This is a genomic window from Streptosporangium amethystogenes (genome assembly GCF_000721075.1).
Taxonomy (GTDB): Bacteria; Actinomycetota; Actinomycetes; order Streptosporangiales; family Streptosporangiaceae; genus Streptosporangium; species Streptosporangium amethystogenes.
The window spans coordinates 346,101-364,358 of record NZ_JOEQ01000001.1 but is presented as its reverse complement, the minus strand read 5'-3'; the positions used below and the strand labels follow the sequence as shown (position 1 = coordinate 364,358).

Below are 18,258 nucleotides of genomic sequence, written 5' to 3'. Positions count from 1 at the left end.
TGGATTCGACACTCGCCGTTGTGGGCATATACTCACCCATACCTTGATCGCTTACTGGCGTGGGGTCGTCCTGCCCCTTGAGCGCCGGGATGGTTCCAGCATGTCGTCGGACGTTTCCGGCGATCCACCAGTGGCTTCCAAGTACTCCCCAAGTAGTCCCCGTCATGCTCTCGCCTCGGGAAGCAAGTTTTGGGGAGAGTACGAAAATGTGGGGAAGAATCAGCGCCGTCGCGGGCCTGGTGCTGGCGAGCGCGCTGGCACTGCCGGGTACAGCGGTGGCCAAACCCAAAGAGGTCGACGTCCCCGTCGGGACGTGGCTGGCCGCCAGGACGCACCCGTCCGTCCAGTTGACCTCGGTGTCCTACACGGCGGACGTGGCCGTGCCGACGCCCGAGGCGAACCTGGAGGCGATCAGGACCCTGACGCAGCAGGGGATCAGCGCCGTCCAGAGCGGCAAGATCTCCTCCGACGAGAACAGCATCTACCGCTGGGTCGTGCAGCAGATGGCCAAGAACCCGGGCCGCTACTTCTCGCCCGGCGGGCAGGAGCGGGTCGTCGAGGCGACGGCGGGCGGGCTGTGCACCGGCTGGTGGATCACGCCGGACGGCTACATGGTGACCGCGGCGCACTGCGTCGGCCAGGAGGACACCGAGCTGGCCCAGACCTTCGCGGCGCAGGCGCTCACGAAGATCAATGAGAAGGACGCCGCGGACCTGGTCACCAGCCTCGGCGACATCGCCTCCGACGAGGAGATCCTCCGGACCGCGACGAAGATCTTCCAGATCTGGAACGCGGAGAACATCAAGATCCGCAATGTCCAGAGCTCGCTCTCGCTGCTGCAGAGCCTGCCGGGCGGCGGCGTCGACAAGACCACCAAGACGGTGCCGATCGAGCTGGTCGCCAAGGGCACGGTCTACCCGGGCAAGGACGTCGCGATCCTCAAGGTCAACGGGCAGAACAACCTGCCGACCGTGCCGCTGGGCGAGGACTCGGACGTGCGCGTCGGCGACACCCTCTACATCAGCGGGTTCCCCGGCACCGTGACGCAGACCTCGATCTTCAACCTTGAGTCCAAGCTCGACCCGGCGTTCACCGAGGGCCCCTACAACGCCAGCCGCCAGACCCCCGAGGGGGTGCCGTACATCCAGACCCAGGCGCCCTCCTATCCGGGCAACTCCGGCGGTCCGGTGTTCAGCAAGGACGGCAAGGTCATCGGCATCCTGGTCGGCGGCCTGATCCAGCAGGACGGTGGTTCCACCGAGGGTGAGAGCTTCGTGCTGCCGGTCAGTATCGTCAAGGAGAAGCTGAACGAGAAGAACATCAAGCCGGCCGAGTCGACGACGACGAAGGCCTACAACGAGGCGCTCGACCTGTTCTTCCAGAACAGGTACGCAGACGCGCTGCCCAAGTTCCGCGAGGTGCAGGCGCTGCAGCCGAACCACCCGTACGTCGCCAAGTACATCAGCGACTCCCAGCAGGCCATCACCGCGGGCAAGGACGAGAGCGGCACCCCGATCCTGCCGTGGCTGCTCTGGGGTGGCGGCGGCCTGGTCGCCGCGTTCGTGATCGGCACCATCGTCGCGGTTACCAGGGGCAAGCGCCGCTCCAGGGGGCCGGCCTCCTTCCCGCCCGCTCCGTACGGGGTGCAGCCCGGTTACCCGGCGCAGTTGCCGGGTGGCCAGCCACAGTACGGCCAGCCACCCGGCCAGCCGCCATACGGCCAGCAGGGACAGCCGTACGGTGCGCCGCAGCAGTACCAGCAGCGGCCGCCCTACCCGCTCCCGGCGGGGGAGACCAGGGCGGTCCGCCCGCAGTCGCCGTACGGTCAGCCGCAGCCCCAGCAGGGGACTCCGGGCCCCGGGGCGAACACCCGGATCGCAGGTCTGGAGGCGGAGCTGGAGCAGTTGCGCCGGAACATCGGGCAGCGCCCGCCCGAGCAGCGCTGATCACGTCCGCTCGGGTGGCACCGCACCCCTGGGGAGCGCCGGCGGCGCTCGCCCGAGCGGAATCGGCGTCACCTGCCCGAATACGCCGGGCGGTCATCCGGACAACGGCGTCCGGGTAGCGGCGTTCGGACGGGTGACGCCGGGCGATCACTCGAACGGCGCCCCTCGCCCGAGGGGTGCCGTTCGAGTGCCGAGGCCCGGAGCGGAACCACCGCTCCGGGCCTTTCGCGGTACGGCCGCTGTACGCTCACCCAAGCGTGCGCTAGGTTGGTGTAGTGGATCTGGACTTCACTCCCGCGGAGCGGGAATTCCGGGCCGAGGTGCGGGACTGGCTGGCCCGGCATGTCCCGGCCGCCCCGCTGCCCTCGATGGACACCGGGGAGGGCTTCGAGGCGCATCGTGAGTGGGAGCGCCTGCTCGCGGCCGACAGGCTGTCGGTGGTCTCCTGGCCCGTCGAGTACGGCGGCCGGGGGGCGAGCCTGGTCGAGTGGCTGATCTTCGAGGAGGAGTACTGGGCGGCGGGCGCCCCCGGCCGGGTCGGCCAGAACGGCATCTTCCTGCTGGCCCCCACGATCTTCTCGTACGGCACGGCGGAGCAGCGGGAGCGCTTCCTGCCCGCGATGGCCAGGGCCGACGAGGTCTGGGCACAGGCTTGGTCCGAGCCCGAGGCGGGCAGTGACCTGGCCGCCCTGCGGTCCCGCGCGGAGCGGGTGGAGGGCGGCTGGCGGCTGTACGGGCAGAAGACCTGGAGCTCCCGGGCCTGCCACGCGGACTGGGGCTTCGGCCTGTTCCGGAGCGACCCCGCCTCGGCCAGGCACCGGGGCCTGACCTATTTCATGTTCCCGCTGGCCGATGTCACCGTACGGCCCATCGCCCAGCTCGACGGCGAGCACGGGTTCGCCGAACTGTTCTTCGACGGCGTCGAGATCCCCGACGACCTGGTGCTCGGCGCCCCCGGCGAGGGTTGGCGGATCGCGATGGCGACCACCTCCTCGGAGCGGGGCCTTACCCTGCGCAGCCCCGGCCGGTTCACGGCCACGGCCGACCGGCTGGTCCGGCTGGCCCGCTCGGATGGCACCGATCCCGTCCTGGCCGACCAGGTCGCCCGTGCCTGGCTGGACGCCGAGGCCTACCGCCTGCACACCTTCGGCACCGCCCGCCGTCTGGCGGCGGGGGAGGAGATCGGCTCCGCCTCCAGCATGGGCAAGGTCTTCTGGTCCGAGCTGGACGTGCGCATGCACACCCTCGCCCTGCGGCTCCTCGGCGAGCGCGGCCTCCTGGACGGCGGTGCCCCCGGGGCGGAGGACGGCGGACGCTGGCTGGACGGCTTCCTGTTCTCCCTGGCCGGACCGATCTACGCGGGCACCAACGAGATCCAGCGCAACATCATCGCCGAACGCGTCCTGGGGCTTCCACGATGAACTTCGCCTTCACCGATGACCAGCTCGCACTGGCCGCCACGGTCAGGGAGGTACTCGCCGCGCACTGCCCGGCTCGGGCCGCGCGGACGGAGCGGACCCCCGCCTGGTCACGGCTCGCCGAGATCGGACTGTTCGGGCTGTTGGTCCCCGAGGAACACGACGGCCTCGGGCTGGGACTCCTCGACGCGGTGCTCGCCTTCGAGGAGACGGGCAGGGTCGCACTCCCCGGTCCGGTGGCCGAGACGGCGGTGGCGGCCCCCGTGCTGCTCGCCGGTGACCCGCTGCTGGGCAAGCTCGCCGCGGGCTCGCTGCGGGTGAGCGTGCGCGTCGGCGACCAGGTCTACTCTCCCGACGCGGACCTGGCGGACCTGCTGGTCGTCGAGCGCGACGGCGTCCCGTACGCGGTGACGCCAGGGCGGGCACGGCTCACGCCCCAGTCGGGGGTCGATCGGAGCAGAAGGCTGTTCGCGGTGGATTTCGACCTGGAATCCGACGCGGAATCCGACGGTGTGACTCGGCTCACGGCCCCGGTGGCCCCCGCGATCCGCGCGGTCACCGTGGCGGTCGCCGCCCAGCTGGTCGGGGCGGCCAGGCATCTGCTGGAGACGAGCGTCGGCCACGCGTTGACCCGCAGGCAGTTCGGTGTCCAGATCGGGTCCTTCCAGGCGGTCAAGCACCTGCTCGCCGACGTGGCGGTGGCCGTCGAGTTCGCCGCGCCGCTGGTCTACGCCGCGGCCTTCGCGGTGGACAGGGGGCTGCCGACCGCCGGCCGGGACGTCGCCGCGGCCAAGGCCGCCGCCGGAGAGGCCGCCGAGCTGGCCGCCAGGACCGCGCTTCAGGTACACGGCGCGATCGGCTACACCGAGGAACTCGATCTGCACCTGTGGCTCGCCCGGGTGTGGTCCCTCTCCGCCGCCTACGGCGGCACCGCCCTGCACCGGTCCCGGCTGAGAGCCGAGATCCTCGGTTCCGCCGGACCGGTGAGGTGGCCGTGAGCCGGGAGGTCCCGGCCGGCCACGAGCGGGGCCGGCCATCGAGGGGGGCGTTGTGAGGTTCGGGGTCCCGCTGGGGCTGATCCATCCGGACGCGTGGCGGGACGTCGCGGTCGCCGCCGACGAGCTGGGGTTCGAGTCGGTCTGGCTGCCCGAGCACCTGGTGTTCACCACCGACCTGTCGCTGGCCGTCTATCCGGGAACCGACAGGCCGGGCATCTCCCCGGTCACCCCGCTCTTCGACGCCCCCGCCTACCTGTGCTGGCTGGCCGGGCTGACCTCGCGGGTACGGCTCGGCACCGCCGTGCACCTCTACGCGCTGCGGCATCCCTTCGTCTCCGCCCGCGCCTTCGCCACCCTGGACAGGGTCTCGGGAGGGCGGGCGATCTGCGGGGTCGGTGCCGGTTGGTACGAGGGGGAGTGGCTGGCGGCCGGGGTGGACTTCGCGACCCGGGGCCCACGCCTGGACGAGGCGATCGAGGTGACCCGGCGACTCTGGTCTGAGCCGGTCGTCGCGCACGCGGGCCGTTTCCACCACTTCCCCGAGGTCGCGTTCGAGCCCAAACCGGTCCAGGACCGGCTGCCGATCCTCGCCGGGGGCGAGTCGGGCGCGGCCCTGCGGCGGGCCGCCCGGCTCTGCGACGGCTGGATCAGCATGCCGCACTCCCTGGAGACGATCCGCCCGCAGCTCGACAGGCTCGCCGCGCTCCGCGACGACCGCCCCTTCTCGGTGACCGTGCACGCCTACGAGCTCGGCGGCCCCGCCGAGATCCCGCGCTGGGAGAGGCTCGGCGTGGACCGCATGATCGTCCGCCCCTGGCGACGCAGCCGCGACGCCGTGGCCGCGCTGGCCGCCTTCGCCGCCGATCATTTCTAGATTCGTCGGGTCCCTAGGCCGGCACCCCTGTCCTGCGGCGGCGTCCCCGGTAGCCGCTGTGCACCAGGACGTCGCCTGGTTCGGCGGATGAGGTGAGGGAGCCGGCCGAGGTGGCAGGACCGCCCCGGCCGCCCTGACCACTCCGGCCGCTCCGGGCCATGGGGAGGGAGGCGGAGATGGTGGCCGTTCTCGGGCCGGTGGCCAGGTGAGCGGGCATGGTGGAGCGGACGGGGTGGGCGGAATGGGCCGGGGTGGCCGGGATGGTGGTGGTGATCACAGAGTCGGCCCGGCGGTGGCGGCGGCCACGCAACGGAGCGTCCTGCACGAAGGTGGACGACTCCACCACGGGACGCTCGTGCAAACGACGCCTGCCCCGGTAGGGCGCGTTGGAACGGCCGGGAGTACCGGTCCGGCCGGCGGCGCGGCGGCGGCCCGGAGCCCTGCGGGACGGGGTGACCGGCGCGGTGCGCTCGGCGGCAAGGGCGAGCCGTACCCTCGACTGCTTGGCCCTGGTGTGCGCGATGATCGCCACCGCGGCGAGCAGCACCGGCGCGAGCACGGCGGGGGTGCCGAGCTCCGGGGGATACACGGTGAGATCACGGACGGTGGCGGTCGGCGAGACGGCGAGCGCGCTGGTGTCGGCGGTGGCGGCCTTGGCGTGCTTGCCCGGTGAGGTACGGCCGGCGGGGGCCGGTACCCGGGCCTGACCGGGCGTTCCGGTGACCGCCCGGTCACCGTCCGAGGTGTTCGCGGTGCCGCTCTGCCGCGACGTGGCGGTCCCGTCGCCGTTCCCCGAGACGGTCCCGCCGTCATCTCCCGAGGTGGTCTCGCCGCGGTTCCCCGAGGTGGCCTCCCGGCCGTTTCGGGCGGCTGTCCCGGTGGCGTGCCCGGGGGCCTGTCCGGCCTTGCCGGGGCCCGCGGACTCCGGGGTCTTTCTCGCGGGGACGGGGGCGGGGACCAGGGCGAGCAGGTCGGGTCCCGGATCGACCGCCACCAGGTTGCCGCCGCCACCGCCCCCACCCGCGGTGGCGGTGGTGGTGGCGGCGGGATCGAGAACCGTCTGCTTCTCGGTGGCCTCCCGGTCCAGCCGGGCCTTGATCTTCTCCGGATACCCGTAGCCGACGACCTTGCCGGTGTCGCGTTCCTTGCGCTTGGCGATCCCACCGTCGATGTTGCCCTCGATCGTGTGGATCCTGTTCCCCTCGACCCGGGTGACGATCCCCACGTGGTCGATGCCGTCGATCCTCTTCGAACCGCTCCAGTCGAAGAAGACGATGGCCCCGGGCCTGGGAGTGGTGCCCCAGGCGTCCTGCTGGCGAAACCACCGGGCGTGGTAGACGGTGTAGGCGAACTGGCCGACCCACTCCTGGTAGCCCAGCTTGGCGGCCGCCCAGGAGAGGTACATGTCGCACCAGGGGGCGGCGGTGTAGTCGGCGTCGAACTCGACGGTCCTGCCGTACCAGTCGCCGAACTTGGTGTAGCCGCCGCTCTTCTCGGAGTATCCGAGCTGGCTCTCCAGCAGCTTGATGAACTTCTGCATCTCAGGGGTCATATGAGGTTTCAGGGGGACCCCCGGCGGCCGTGCGGGCATGGTCGCTCCGCCTCGCGACCTGGCCACCGGGAGACGGGGTTGAGCGACGGCGCGTTCACGCGAGCTTCCCGAGGGACGGGTGGGACGCGTGCGGCGGCACCACTGGCCGGTTGTCTTCCGTGACGAGGGAGGTTACCCGGCCTCAAGGATAGGTCACGACAGTCTAAAGTGCGCGCAAAGTCACTCGAAGTCATATATCTAGACAAAAGGCGACGTCAGCGGGCTTTCGTGCGATCTTTCGCGGGCAGACCGTTCGGCGAAAAGATCTACGGGGCGGCCGCAACCGGAGCCGGGAGCGCCTGTCTCCGCTCGGATCGGTCCCGTTGACCATCCCCCCTGCCGAGGGCCGTCCTCTTTACCATCGGCGAAATGGGTATGGATATAGGTATTTATCCCGATATGACGGGATCGCTGCTGAGGGATGCTCGTCACATCGAAGGCTCAACTGCAACCAATGAAGGATCAAAGGTACGAGCCATGTGTCAGCACCAGCCGCGATGCCCTCTCGCAAGCGCCCCCGATCACGAAGCCGCGTCCCTCGTGGCCTTCCACCCCGAGCAGGGGTGGGGTCTGCTCTGCAACGGCGTCGTGGTCTTCGATGACACCGGAGCGCTCCTGCCGGACGGGCGGAGCACTCCCGTCCACGACATGTCCGCCCACCGCGTTCCGATGAGGCAGGCGGCATGAGTCCGGTCCGCGTTCCCACCGACCAGGGACCGGGCGCGCCACTCCAGCAGGTCACCCAGCCGTGGCCGGTCGCCGTCGGCGACGGCCGCGTGCGCGAGCCACACCCTGCGGAGGTGGCGTCCACGGCCCCCCGCCCCGAGAGGCCGGACGTGAAGGAGACGTCGTTCTCCCTCACGCCCGAGTCGTCATCCGTACCCCGGGCACGCCGGATGACCCGCGCCTGCCTGGCGGACTGGGGGCTGCGGGAGGAACACAGCACGGTCGCCGAGCTGCTCGTCAGCGAGCTGGTCACCAACGCGCTGCGCCACTCGCGGGGGACCATCAGGCTCGCCCTCTCCTTGGAGGACGGCCTGCTGCGCTGCGAGGTCGAGGACACGGACCCCGACCCCTCCCCGATCCAGGTGTGCCAGGCGCGCGAGGACGACGAGCGGGGCCGCGGGCTGTACCTGCTCGACCTGCTCTCCTGCTGCTGGGGTAGCGACCGCACCTGTGCGGGCAAGGCCGTCTGGTTCGAGCTCCCCGCGTACGCCGCCGCCGAGCGCTGACCGCGGGTCCGCCATATACGCCGGTCGACCCCCGCCGGGAGCCGGACCCACATACCACCTCCGAAGAGCGGAGGCCGAGTTCCCTGACTCGCCCTCCGCCGTCCGCCGGAGCCGACGAGATCGCCGCACTCGTCGGCTCCGGCGTCCCCCTTCCCTCCTCCCGTCAGGTGCCGGAGGGGCGGTTCTCGTCCGTGTCCCGGTTGCGCTCGCCGATCCAGACGGCGATCTGGGCCCGGGAGTGGAAGCCCAGTTTGGTCATGATGTGCTCGACATGACCCTCCGCGGTGCGCTGGGCGATCGTCAGCGAGGCCGCGATCTCCTTGTTGCTCAGTCCCCGGGCGACGAGCTGGGCGATCTCGGTCTCCCTGCGGGTCAGCGGGGACGGCGACGGCTCGGCCCTGCCGGGATGCCCGCCTGAGCGAGCGCCCTCGTCCAGGGCGAAGGCCAGCGCCTCGTCGCAGGACAGCCTCGCGCCCCGCCTGACGGTCGCGTCGAAGGCCACTTTCCCGAGGGCCTCACGCGTACGGGCCTCGCACTCGTCGTGGTAGTGCGTGAGGTGTCCGAACCCGGACATCGGTGCCCCGACCGCCTGCCAGATCGTCTCCAGGATCCCCAGCAGTACGGCCGCCCGCCGGTGGTCCCCCTCCGCGGCGGCGATCCAGGCCAGCACCTCCAGGTTGACGCCGAGGCCCAGCAGATCGTCGAGCGAGCGGTTGAACCTCAGGCTCTCCTTCTCCAGCTCGGTCGCGCGCCGGGCGTCGCCCCGGGACCAGACCCCGATGCCGAGCGCCATCATCGCGTAGGCCCGGTGCCAGCCCTCCCCGTGGGCTTCGCAGAGCGTGAGGCACTCCTCGCCCGCGGAGACGGAATTCTCCCAGTCGCCCAGGAAGGAGTGGGCGAGGCAGAGCCGGATGAGCGTCAGGGCCAGGCCCGTCGGGTCGTCGTCGGCGCGGTGCCGCGCCGCCGCCTCCCGGTAGAGCTCGATCGCGGCTCCGATGTCCCCCCGGGACATGGCGATCATCCCCGAGTAGAGCGCGACATAGCCCAGGATCGGCTCGTTCCCGGGCCGGTCTCCCAGCGCCCGGGCCTCCTCCAGCATCGCCGCGGCGGCGGTGACGTCGGCCTGGATGATGGCCAGCCAGCTGTTGGACCACAGCGCGCGGCCCCGAATCTCGTCGGGTTCGGTGACCGCCGGCAGGCTCCGGTCCAGCCAGTGACGGCCCTCGCTGAGGTAGTGGCTCGTGATCCAGTGGTAGAGCAGGTCGGTGGCCATGCCCAGGGCGATGGGGACCCCCCCGGGGTCGGTGAAGCAGTACTCCAGCGCGGTGCGCAGGTTGGCGTGTTCGAGGTTCAACCTGCCGAACCAGGCCACCTGGAAAGGGCCGAACCGCTGCGCGTACGCCTTTGCGGACAGCCGCCGGTAGTGGTCGCGGTGCAGCCGCCGGAGCGCGGTCTCCTGACCCAGGTCCACGAGCCGCTCCCGGCCGTACTGCCGGATCGTCTCCAGCAGCCGGTAGCGGGTCACCGAGGGGGCGGCGGGGGAATCCTCCTTGATCAGGACGGACTTGCCCACCAGCCCGATCACCAGGTCGATCACCTCCTCGCGATCGATGCCGTCCCCCGAGCAGACTGCCTCGGCCGCCTCAAGGTCCAGGCCGTCGGCGAACACCGAGACGCGCGCCCACAGCAGCTGCTCCTTCTGCGTGCAGAGGGCGTAGCTCCAGTCGATCAGCGCGCGCAACGTCTGCTGGCGGGGCAGCGTCGTGGGCGAACCACCGGTGAGCAGCCGGAACCGGTCGTCCAGCCTGGCCAGCAGTTCCTCGGGAGAGAGCGCCCGCAACCGTGCGGCCGCCAGCTCGATCGCCAGCGGGATACCGTCCAGCCTGCGGCAGATCTGCTCCACGGCGGCCCGGTTGGCCTCGGTGACCGTGAAATCCGATAGGACGGCGCAGGCCCGCTCGGCGAACAGCCGTACCGCCTCGGCCTGGGTGGCGGGTTCGGCCGGCAGCCTCGGACGGTCGGAGCCGGAGGCCGGCGGCGGCAGCGGCAGCGTCGGCACGGCCAGCGTCTGCTCGGCGGAGATGCCCAGCGCCTGCCGGCTGGTGGTGAGGATCCGCAGGGCGGGGGCCGAACGCACCAGGATCTCCACCAGCACGGCGCAGTCCCGCAGGAGGTGCTCGCAGTTGTCGAGGATCAGCAGCGCGCGCTTCTTCCTGAGGTGCTCGGCGACCACCTCCACCGGAGGACTGGGCGAGGTGTCCATGATCGCCAGGGCCTCGCTCACCGTCGTGCCGAGCAGTTCGGGGTCCTTCAGCCCGGCGAGCTCGACCAGCCACACCCCGTCGGGAAAGGCCCGCTGGACGTCGGCCGCGACGCGCAGGGCCAGCCGGGTCTTGCCGACGCCGCCGGGGCCGGTGAGGGTCACCACGCGGGCTCTGGACAGCAGGCGCTTGACCTCGGCCACCTCATGCCGACGTCCTACGAAACTGGTCACCTCGGGTGGCAGCCCCACTGTCTGCCACCGTTTCGGGGTGGCCGGTGCCACCTCATCCATCAGCGCCTCACGCCGGCCTCGGCAGGCGAACCGTCACAGGTTCGGGTCCGACCGGCACCATCCACACTATGCGCAGGGGGGTTCGCCCCCGTACGCGCCGTGACCGCGACCGGATGGGCGCCGGTGGATCAGTAGCCCGCGCCGGTCAGCAGGCCGCCGTCCACCGTGAACTCGCTGCCGGTGCAGTAGCTCGCCCGGTCGGAGGAGAGGAAGGCCACCACGTGGGACACCTCGACAGGCTTGGCGAAACGCTTGATGACCATGGACTTCATGAACGCCTCCGCGTCCACCTTGGCGATGATCTCCGGATCCAGCACCATGGAGGTGTTGATCGCGCCGGGGTGCACGGAGTTCACCCGGATCTTGAACTGGGCGAGCTCGCGGGCCGCGGCCTTGGTCACCCCGCGTACGCCGAACTTGGAGGCGGAGTAGGCGGACATGCCCTCGGCGCCGATGAAGCCCTCGACCGAGGAGATGTTCACGATCGAGCCCCGCCCGGCGGCCCTCATCGGCTCGATCACGGACTTGACGCCGAGCCAGGTCCCCTTGAGGTTGACGTCGAGGACGCGCTCGAACTCCTCCAGCGCCATATCCTCGATCCGACGAAATTTCAGGATTCCGGCATTGTTGACCAGCACATCGAGCTTGCCATAGGTGTCGACGGCGGCACCGACCGCGCGCTGCCAGTCCCCGGGCCTGGTCACGTCCTGGTGGACGAAGAGCGCCCCGGTCTCCTCCGCGAGCGCCTTGCCCTCCTCGTCGAGCACGTCGCCGAAGACGACCCGCGCCCCCTCCTGCAGGAACAGCCGTACATGGGACTCGCCCATGCCCCTGGCGCCACCGGTGACCAGCGCGACCTTGCCGTCCAGAAGACCCATGTCAAGCTCCTCGGATGAAACGTGCGGCGGCGGCGACGGCCACGGCGGCCGCCTCCATCGAGCGGTAGACGGGAATTCCCGCACCGGCGGCGATCGCGCGGACCTCGTCCTCGACTCCGGGCGGCGCGCACTCGCCGTTCCTGGTGACCAGGGTGATCCTGGTTCCCGGCAGGTCCCGCTGCGCCCGGGCGAGGTTGTGCGCGTACGCGTAGAGCGGGTCGGCGGAGGTTCCGAAGGTGAAGAAGCTCTGCACGTTCACGTGCGCCACGACGTCGGGGTACGGCCGGCGCGCCACGATCGCCCCGATGACCTCCCTGACCAGTTCCGGCCGGCCTCGCGGACCCACCGGGACCTCCAGCGGATTGGCCGGAGAGGTGCCGGCGGCCCCCGCGCCCAGGGCCTTCAGCACGTCCCGCGTCTCGTCGGGCAGCGCCGCCAGCACCAGCCCCGCCGCGTCGAGGACGTCCGCCGCCAGCACGCTCGCCCCGCCGCTCGGGCCGATCACCAGCACGGCGGGAAGGCAGTCCTCGTCGCGGCCCGTCCACGGTTCCCTCGCGGTGTCCGCGACGGACCCGGCGGGCGGAACGATCCTGGAGGAGTGGGACTGGAAGAAGGACAGGGCGCCGATCAGGTCGTCCTGGCTGCCGACCAGGACGGCGCCGGTCTGGTCGGCCAGGGCCTGCCAGACGCGGCCGTCGCCGACCATGCCACCGGTGTGCGAGGCGGCCGCCCTGCGCCCCTGGCCGCTCCGGCCGCCCACCAGCAGGACGACCGGGAGCCGTCCGCGCACGGACATCAGGGCCTCGAAGAGGGCACGGCCGTCCCGGGGGTCCTCCAGGTACATGCCGACGACCGAGGTGTGCTCGTCACCGCCGAGCCAGCCGAGCAACTCGGCGGGGGTCACGTCGGCGGAGTTGCCGACCGTGGCCACCCGGCTGAACGCCAGCCCGCGCCGCTCGCCCACCCTGACCACCTCTCCGGCCAGGCCGCCGCTCTGCGAGATCAGCGCCACGTGACCCGGAGGCCCCGGCTCGCCGCCGATGAAGGTCTGCCCGCCGCGCGGGCTGTAGACGCCCATGCAGTTCGGTCCGAGCAGCCGGGCCCCCGCCTCCCGCGCCGCCCTGACCAGGTCGGCCTCCAACCCGGCGGCCCCGGCCTCGCCGAACCCGCCGCTCATCACCTGGACGAACGAGACGCCCTTCGCATGGCGTACGACCTCCGCGCAGCGGTCGGCCGGTACGGCGACCAGTGCGTAGTCGGCGCCCGCCTGCGCGAGGGTCGGCACCGTGGGCACACCGTTGATCTCGTCCGCCTCCGGGTGCACCGCGACCAGTGGCACGCCGGTGGCCTTGTAGAACTCCAGGAACATGTTCCCGAAGTTCGGTCTGCTCGCGGACGCGCCCACCACGGCCACCGCCCTGGGCTCGAACAGCGCGGTGAAGTCCTGCCCCGGGGTTTCCCGCCGTGGCCCGGTGGGCTCCGCGGTGCCGGGAAGGTAGCGCGCGTCCACCGCGATCACGCCCTCCTCGGTGGCGATCACCGGGTTGAGTTCGAACTCGCCGAGATCCAGCCGTTCCCACAGCCCTTGGGCCCCGCCGATCGCGAGCAGCAGCCCGACCAGGGCCTCCGAGTCCACGGCGGGCCGGCCACGGTGGCCGTGCAGCAGCGGCGCGCCGCGCAGTGCGGCGAGCATCCGCCGGGCGTCGGCCTCGGAGGCGGGGCAGAGACAGAGCGCGGTGTCGCGCATGACCTCGGTCCATACGCCACCGAGCCCGGCGAGCAGGACAGGTCCGAAACCCGGGTCGCGCACCACGCCGACGATCAGCTCGACCCCCGGCGCGGCCTGCTCCTCCACCAGGAACCCGTCGGGCGTGATGCCCCGCGAGACGAGTCCGGCCAGCATCTCGCCGGCGGCGGACTCCGCCTCGGCCGGCCCGGACAGCCCCAGCCGTACCGCCCCCGCGTCCGACTTGTGCACCAGGCCGGGGCCGTGGGCCTTGAGCACCAGGGGAGGCGTCAGCCCCCGAGCCGCCGCGGCGACCTCGGCGGGGACGGCGGCCGTGGCGCCTCGGGGCACCGCCACCCCCCACTCCCGCAGCAGGGCCTTGACCTCGTGTTCCGCGAACCGTGCGGGGGCGGGCCGCTGAGATGCTCCGGATATCTCGGGCGGCCCGCCGGTGGATGCGGTCACGCCTCGTCCATCCGGCTCTGGTACCTCTCCCGGATCTCCCGCCTCAGCAGCTTGCCGGGTCCGCCGGAGGCGTCCTGGAAGTGCGGGAGCTCGGCGGCGACGACGACGTGGTCGGGGCGCTGGTGCGCGGGCAGCGTCTCGGCCAGGGCGAGGGCGATCTTGGCCGGGTCGGCCGGGTGGCCCGCCCTGGCCACCACCGCGAGCAGGATCCGCTGCTCGACCGCCTCCTGCCCCTCGGTGTGGGCGGGCACGCCGACCACCCCGGCCTCCGCCACGCCGTCCAGCGCGACCGCGGCCTCCTCGATCACCGAGGGCTGGGACCAGATGCCGCCCTTGAGCACGGACTCCTCACGGCGGCCGAGCACCGTGAGGTTCCCGTCCTCCGACATCACGCCCAGGTCGCCGCCGACATACCACCCGTCGCGCAGCACCTCGGCGGTCTTCTCCGGCAGGCCGTCGTACTCGGTCATCCGGTGCGGCCCGGCGAGGTTGATCTCACCGACCTCGCCGGCCGGCCGGACGCCCGAGGGGCCGGTGATCCGCACGGCGTTGCCGGTCCGCGCCCTGCCCGAGGAGCCGAGCGGGGTGCTGCCGTCGTCGACCCGGCCGAAGCAGGTGTAGGGGGCCTCCGTCTGGCCGTAGTAACAGTAGACACCGGCGTCGGGCAGCCGCTCCTTCATCCTGGCCAGCAGCGCCGCGGGGAGCGGCTCGCCGCCCAGCATGATGACCCGCAGCGACGACAGGTCGGTATCCGCGTGGTCGTCGGAGCCCAGCAGCGCCGCGTAGAAGGAGGGGATCTGCGAGACGTGGGTGACCTTCTCACGGGGGACCACTCTCAGGAAGTTCGCCGGTCCCCAGTCCTGTTCGAGCACCAGCCGCATGCCCGCGTAGAGCGCCGGTCCGACAAGGGCGGGGAAGCCGATACCCCAGATGATCGCCCCGGTGCCGAGCACCGAGTCCTCGGCGCGCGGCACGTCGAGCCAGATCTGCGCGATGGCCAGCGACGAGGCGTGCGTGTGGACCACCGCCTTGGGCAGGCCGGTCGTCCCGGAGGTGTAGTAGAGCGCCAGCGGGTCGTCCCAGAAGCCGCCGAGGGCGGGCTCGTCCTCGGCGGCGTCCAAGGTGAGCGCGTCCAGGTCCACGGCGTTCTCACCGGGGCCGCCGACCCTGATCCAGCGGGTGATCTCCGGCAGCCGGGGGCGGATCTCCGCGACGGCGGCCTCCACCGTGGAGTCGTACACGAACGCGGTGGCGCCGGAGTGCGCGACGACCGCGGCCAGGGTGTCGGCGGGCCAGTACGGGTTGAGCGCCGCGGTGACGGCGCCGAGCTTCGCCGCGGCCAGGTAGACCTCGGCCACGTGCAGGGTCTCGTTGAGCAGCGCGGCCACCCGCTGCCCGGGGGCGACTCCGGCCTCCGTCAGCGCGTGGGCGCGCCGGTTGACGAGCCGGTCGAGTTCCGCGTAGGTGAAGCTCTGCTCACCGCAGTAGGTCAGCGCGACCCGGTCGGGGGTGCGCATGGCGTTGGCGGTGAGGATGGCGTGGGCGTAGTTGCCGTACGGGGTGCCTGCCGGGGTCGGGCGCGCCATCTCTGGCCTCCGTTCGGAGTTCGGAGCGAGGGGTGGATCGGTGCGGGGTTTCAGTGCGAGGAGTAGAGGACGAAGACGTTTCCTGACGGGTCGCGCAGTACGGCTCTGATCTCGTGCGGCCCGGCCTCCGGCTCCCGTACGAGCTCGGCCCCGGCCCCCGCCAGCGCCTTGGCGGCCCGCGCGACGTCGTCCACCTTGTACGAGGGCGCGGTGACCTCGCCCGCCACGCGTTCCTCGGCCGCGACCAGCGCGACCGTGGCGCCTCCGCCGTCCAGGGCGGCGAACCGGTCGCCGTCGCGGAACCTGACCGCCAGCCCGAGTGTCCCCGAGTAGAAGGCGATCGCCGTCTCCAGGTCGTCCACGGGGATCAGGACGTTGCCGAGCTTGCTCACGCGGGCCTCCACTGGGGCAGGTCGTCGACGAAGGTCACGCGCACCGGCATGCCGATCCGCACCAGGTCCGGCGGGCACTCCACGACCTGCCCGAAGGCCCGTACCCCTTCGGGAAGGTCGATCCAGGCCAGCACGTACGGCTCCCGCCCCCGGAACTCGGGCACGAACGAGCGGTGCACGACCGTGAAGGTGTGCACCGTGCCGTCGCCGGAGACGGGTTCGTAGGGGAGGTCGGTGCCGCCGCAGCCGGGGCACTCGGGGGCGGGCAGGTGCACCCGCCGGGCGCAGGCGGCGCAGCGTTGGACGACCAGCTCGCCGCGACGGCAGGCGTCCCAGTAGGCGAGCGTGTCGCCGGTCATCGATCCGGTCATCGATCGCCAAGCTAGCGCACGCTTGGTTGCCTCACAAGATGCCGTCCACACCGGTTCGCTCGGGGCCGGTCTCGTCCACGGTGGGCCGTTCGGAGTCCCGCGGTCCCTCCGGGGCCGAGTCCGGGGCCGGGTCCGGGGTCGCGCTGGAGGTGGGAGTGCAGGAGGGCAGATCGATCCGGACGGTCCGGGAGGGCATGTCGCCCGCGGGGACCGTAGCGATCGTCACCAGCCGGGTGACGCGCTCCCCGCACCGGGGCAGCTCGGCGAACTCCCCCTTCACCTCCCGCGTGTACTCGGTGGCGCCGGACAGCTCCAGTTCCCGGGTACCACTGGTCACCGCGCCGTCGAGCCGCTGGGCGAACCCGAGCCGCACGGTCACCGGCGCGGTGCCCGAGGTCCTGACCAGGAAGCCGACGGTGGTGCCGTCGAAGGCGGTGATGGAGACCGAGGGCGGCGAGCACGGCTCGCCGTGGACCTCCTGGGTGCGGACGGCGGTCCCGCCCGAGGAGCGGGGTGAGGTTTCGACCGTGACCCGGCGGTAGAGGGTCTGCCCGCAGGCCGGAACCGTGAAGGCGTGCGGGACGGTGTGCGAGTAGGCCGCGGACCCGCCGAGGACGGAGGTGCGCGGGGGCGCCTGGACGAGCCGGTCGCGCTCCGGCCCCTCGGCGAACGTGACGGTCACCGCGACGTCCGCCACGGTGGAGGCGCGGAAGGCGACCCTGATGCCGTTCGCGTCGATTCCCACGATCCGCAGCCCGCTGACCGCGTGCGCGGGCTCCGGCGGCGTCACCGTCACGGTCGGCGCGGGTGTCGGGGGGCGTGTGGCGGTGGGCGTCGGTGGCCTCGGCGTGGGGGTCGGTGTGGCCTTCGGTGTGGCCTTCGGTGTGGGCGTCGGTGTGGGCTTCGGCCGGGAGGTGGAGGGGGTGGGGTCCACGGTCCGGCTCGGCATCGGTGAGGGGAACGTGACGGGGGCCGTGTTCTCCGAGGGGGGCACGAGCCGGCCGACGGCGGCGCTTCGCGAGGGGCTCGACCCGACGGACGGCTCCGGCGGCTCCGGCACCCGGCTCCGTCCCGCCGGGGTCTCCTCGATGATCGCCGAGCGGGGCGGCGGGGTGAAGATCGTGTCGGCGGAGAGCCGGTCATGCGGCCGGTTGGCCGCGACCACACCGGCGGCCATCGCGACGGTGACCACCCCGAGCCCGGCCAGCGTCCTGGGGCCCAGCCGGGGACGGCGCACCCGGCCGAGCACGGTCTGGGCCACCGAGGAACTCGCCCTCGGTGCGGGCTTGGCCAGCGGGAACGCCAGTGCCAGCAGCGTGGCGAGTTCGGCCAGGTGCCGCCGCCCGCGCTGCTCCCAATCCGGCCCGTACGCCGACTGCGCCGCGTCCTCCAACTCCTCCAGGAACACCCGCGCGTTCTGCGGCCGGTCGTTCAGGTCCTTGGCCATGCCCCGCATGACCAGGGCGCGGACCGAGCCGGGCACCTCCGCCACCGGGATCGGCGCGGTCAGGTGCCCGTGCATCAGCGCCGCGCGGTGATCCGCCGGGTACGGCCTGTGCCCGGTGAGGCACTCGAAGAAGACGCAGGTGGCCGCGTAGACGTCGGTCGCGGCACTCGCCGCCGCTCCCTCCCACTGCTCGGGGGCCATGTAGGCGGGGGTACCGGCCGTGATGCCGGTCTCCCCGACGTGGGCGGCGATGCCGAAGTCCGCCAGCTTGCTGCCGCCGTCGGCCTGGATCAGCACGTTCTCCGGCTTGTAGTCGCGGTGCACGACCCCGGCCGCGTGCGCGAAGGCCAGGCCGAGCAGCGAGCCCTTGAGCACGGTCAGTGCCGCCTCCGGGCTGGTGCTGCCGTGCTCGGCCAGGATCCGCCTGAGCGCGACCCCGTCGACCAGTTCCATCACGATCGCGGCTTCGAGCACGTCCTCGTAGTACTCGTACAGCTGGACCACGTTCGGGTCCTGCAACTCCACCATGACGCGCGCCTCCGCACGGAAGCGCGCCAGGAAGCGGTGGTCGTCCTTGAGCGTCGCGTTGAGGTATTTGATGGCCACGTAGGCGCCGGTGGCGGCGTATGTGGCCAGCACCACGCGCCCGCCCCCGCCGACGCCGAGTTCCCGAATCTCGCGGTATCCCGGAACCATCCAGCTCCCTTCCGAGTGCCGTCGACTTGTTCGACGGTCTCACCCATGGGGTTGGTTGTCACGGTTGGTCAACTTTTGCGAAGG

The 18,258-nt window shown here is 72.0% G+C and carries 14 protein-coding genes; 6 read left to right on the top strand and 8 right to left on the bottom strand.

Annotated elements, in window-relative coordinates:
• Positions 1–206: 206 nt before the first annotated feature.
• From IG98_RS0101625 to IG98_RS0101610, 4 genes are all read left to right on the top strand, one after another.
• On the top strand, positions 207–1,946 hold the full coding sequence (locus IG98_RS0101625) for a S1 family peptidase (protein ID WP_030904363.1): 1,740 nt from the start codon (positions 207–209) through the stop codon (positions 1,944–1,946).
• Positions 1,947–2,221: 275 nt separating this feature from the next.
• Complete coding sequence (locus IG98_RS0101620; RefSeq protein WP_030904361.1) at positions 2,222–3,367, top strand: acyl-CoA dehydrogenase family protein; 1,146 nt, start codon at positions 2,222–2,224, stop codon at positions 3,365–3,367.
• The gene (locus tag IG98_RS0101615) at positions 3,364–4,362 is read left to right on the top strand and encodes an acyl-CoA dehydrogenase family protein (protein WP_030904359.1); all 999 of its coding nucleotides are present in this window, start codon (positions 3,364–3,366) and stop codon (positions 4,360–4,362) included. Before IG98_RS0101620 ends, IG98_RS0101615 begins: the two co-directional genes overlap by 4 nt.
• 52 nt (positions 4,363–4,414) lie before the next feature.
• The gene (locus IG98_RS0101610) at positions 4,415–5,236 is read left to right on the top strand and encodes a TIGR03619 family F420-dependent LLM class oxidoreductase (RefSeq protein WP_030904357.1); all 822 of its coding nucleotides are present in this window, start codon (positions 4,415–4,417) and stop codon (positions 5,234–5,236) included.
• Between the two features lie 13 nt (positions 5,237–5,249).
• On the opposite strand, the gene IG98_RS50055 is transcribed toward IG98_RS0101610, so the two are convergent.
• Positions 5,250–6,776, bottom strand: a complete 1,527-nt coding sequence (locus tag IG98_RS50055) for a CHAP domain-containing protein (protein ID WP_245651364.1) — start codon at positions 6,774–6,776, stop codon at positions 5,250–5,252.
• 528 nt (positions 6,777–7,304) lie between these two features.
• Between IG98_RS50055 and IG98_RS0101600 the strand changes: the two genes are divergently transcribed.
• Positions 7,305–7,514, top strand: coding sequence for a DUF5999 family protein (locus IG98_RS0101600; RefSeq protein ID WP_030904353.1), 210 nt, complete (start codon positions 7,305–7,307; stop codon positions 7,512–7,514).
• Positions 7,511–8,059, top strand: coding sequence for an ATP-binding protein (locus IG98_RS0101595; protein WP_084195065.1), 549 nt, complete (start codon positions 7,511–7,513; stop codon positions 8,057–8,059). Before IG98_RS0101600 ends, IG98_RS0101595 begins: the two co-directional genes overlap by 4 nt.
• A 163-nt stretch (positions 8,060–8,222) precedes the next feature.
• Here IG98_RS0101595 and IG98_RS0101590 read toward each other — a convergent pair whose 3' ends face one another.
• The 7 genes from IG98_RS0101590 to IG98_RS46480 form a co-directional block, all read right to left on the bottom strand.
• Positions 8,223–10,613, bottom strand: coding sequence for an ATP-binding protein (locus IG98_RS0101590; RefSeq protein ID WP_030904349.1), 2,391 nt, complete (start codon positions 10,611–10,613; stop codon positions 8,223–8,225).
• A gap of 128 nt (positions 10,614–10,741) precedes the next feature.
• Entirely contained in the window at positions 10,742–11,491 is a 750-nt protein-coding gene (locus tag IG98_RS0101585; RefSeq protein WP_030904348.1) for a glucose 1-dehydrogenase, read from the bottom strand.
• Position 11,492: 1 nt separating this feature from the next.
• Positions 11,493–13,682, bottom strand: a complete 2,190-nt coding sequence (locus IG98_RS0101580; protein WP_425427972.1) for an acetate--CoA ligase family protein — start codon at positions 13,680–13,682, stop codon at positions 11,493–11,495.
• Complete coding sequence (locus tag IG98_RS0101575) at positions 13,679–15,268, bottom strand: class I adenylate-forming enzyme family protein (protein ID WP_030904344.1); 1,590 nt, start codon at positions 15,266–15,268, stop codon at positions 13,679–13,681. Before IG98_RS0101575 ends, IG98_RS0101580 begins: the two co-directional genes overlap by 4 nt.
• A 50-nt stretch (positions 15,269–15,318) precedes the next feature.
• A complete protein-coding gene (locus IG98_RS0101570) occupies positions 15,319–15,660 on the bottom strand; it encodes a VOC family protein (protein WP_051751375.1) in 342 nt (113 codons plus the stop codon).
• Positions 15,657–16,031, bottom strand: a complete 375-nt coding sequence (locus IG98_RS0101565) for a Zn-ribbon domain-containing OB-fold protein (RefSeq protein ID WP_030904339.1) — start codon at positions 16,029–16,031, stop codon at positions 15,657–15,659. Before IG98_RS0101565 ends, IG98_RS0101570 begins: the two co-directional genes overlap by 4 nt.
• 31 nt (positions 16,032–16,062) lie before the next feature.
• Positions 16,063–18,174, bottom strand: coding sequence for a protein kinase domain-containing protein (locus IG98_RS46480; protein WP_051751344.1), 2,112 nt, complete (start codon positions 18,172–18,174; stop codon positions 16,063–16,065).
• Positions 18,175–18,258 lie beyond the last annotated feature (84 nt).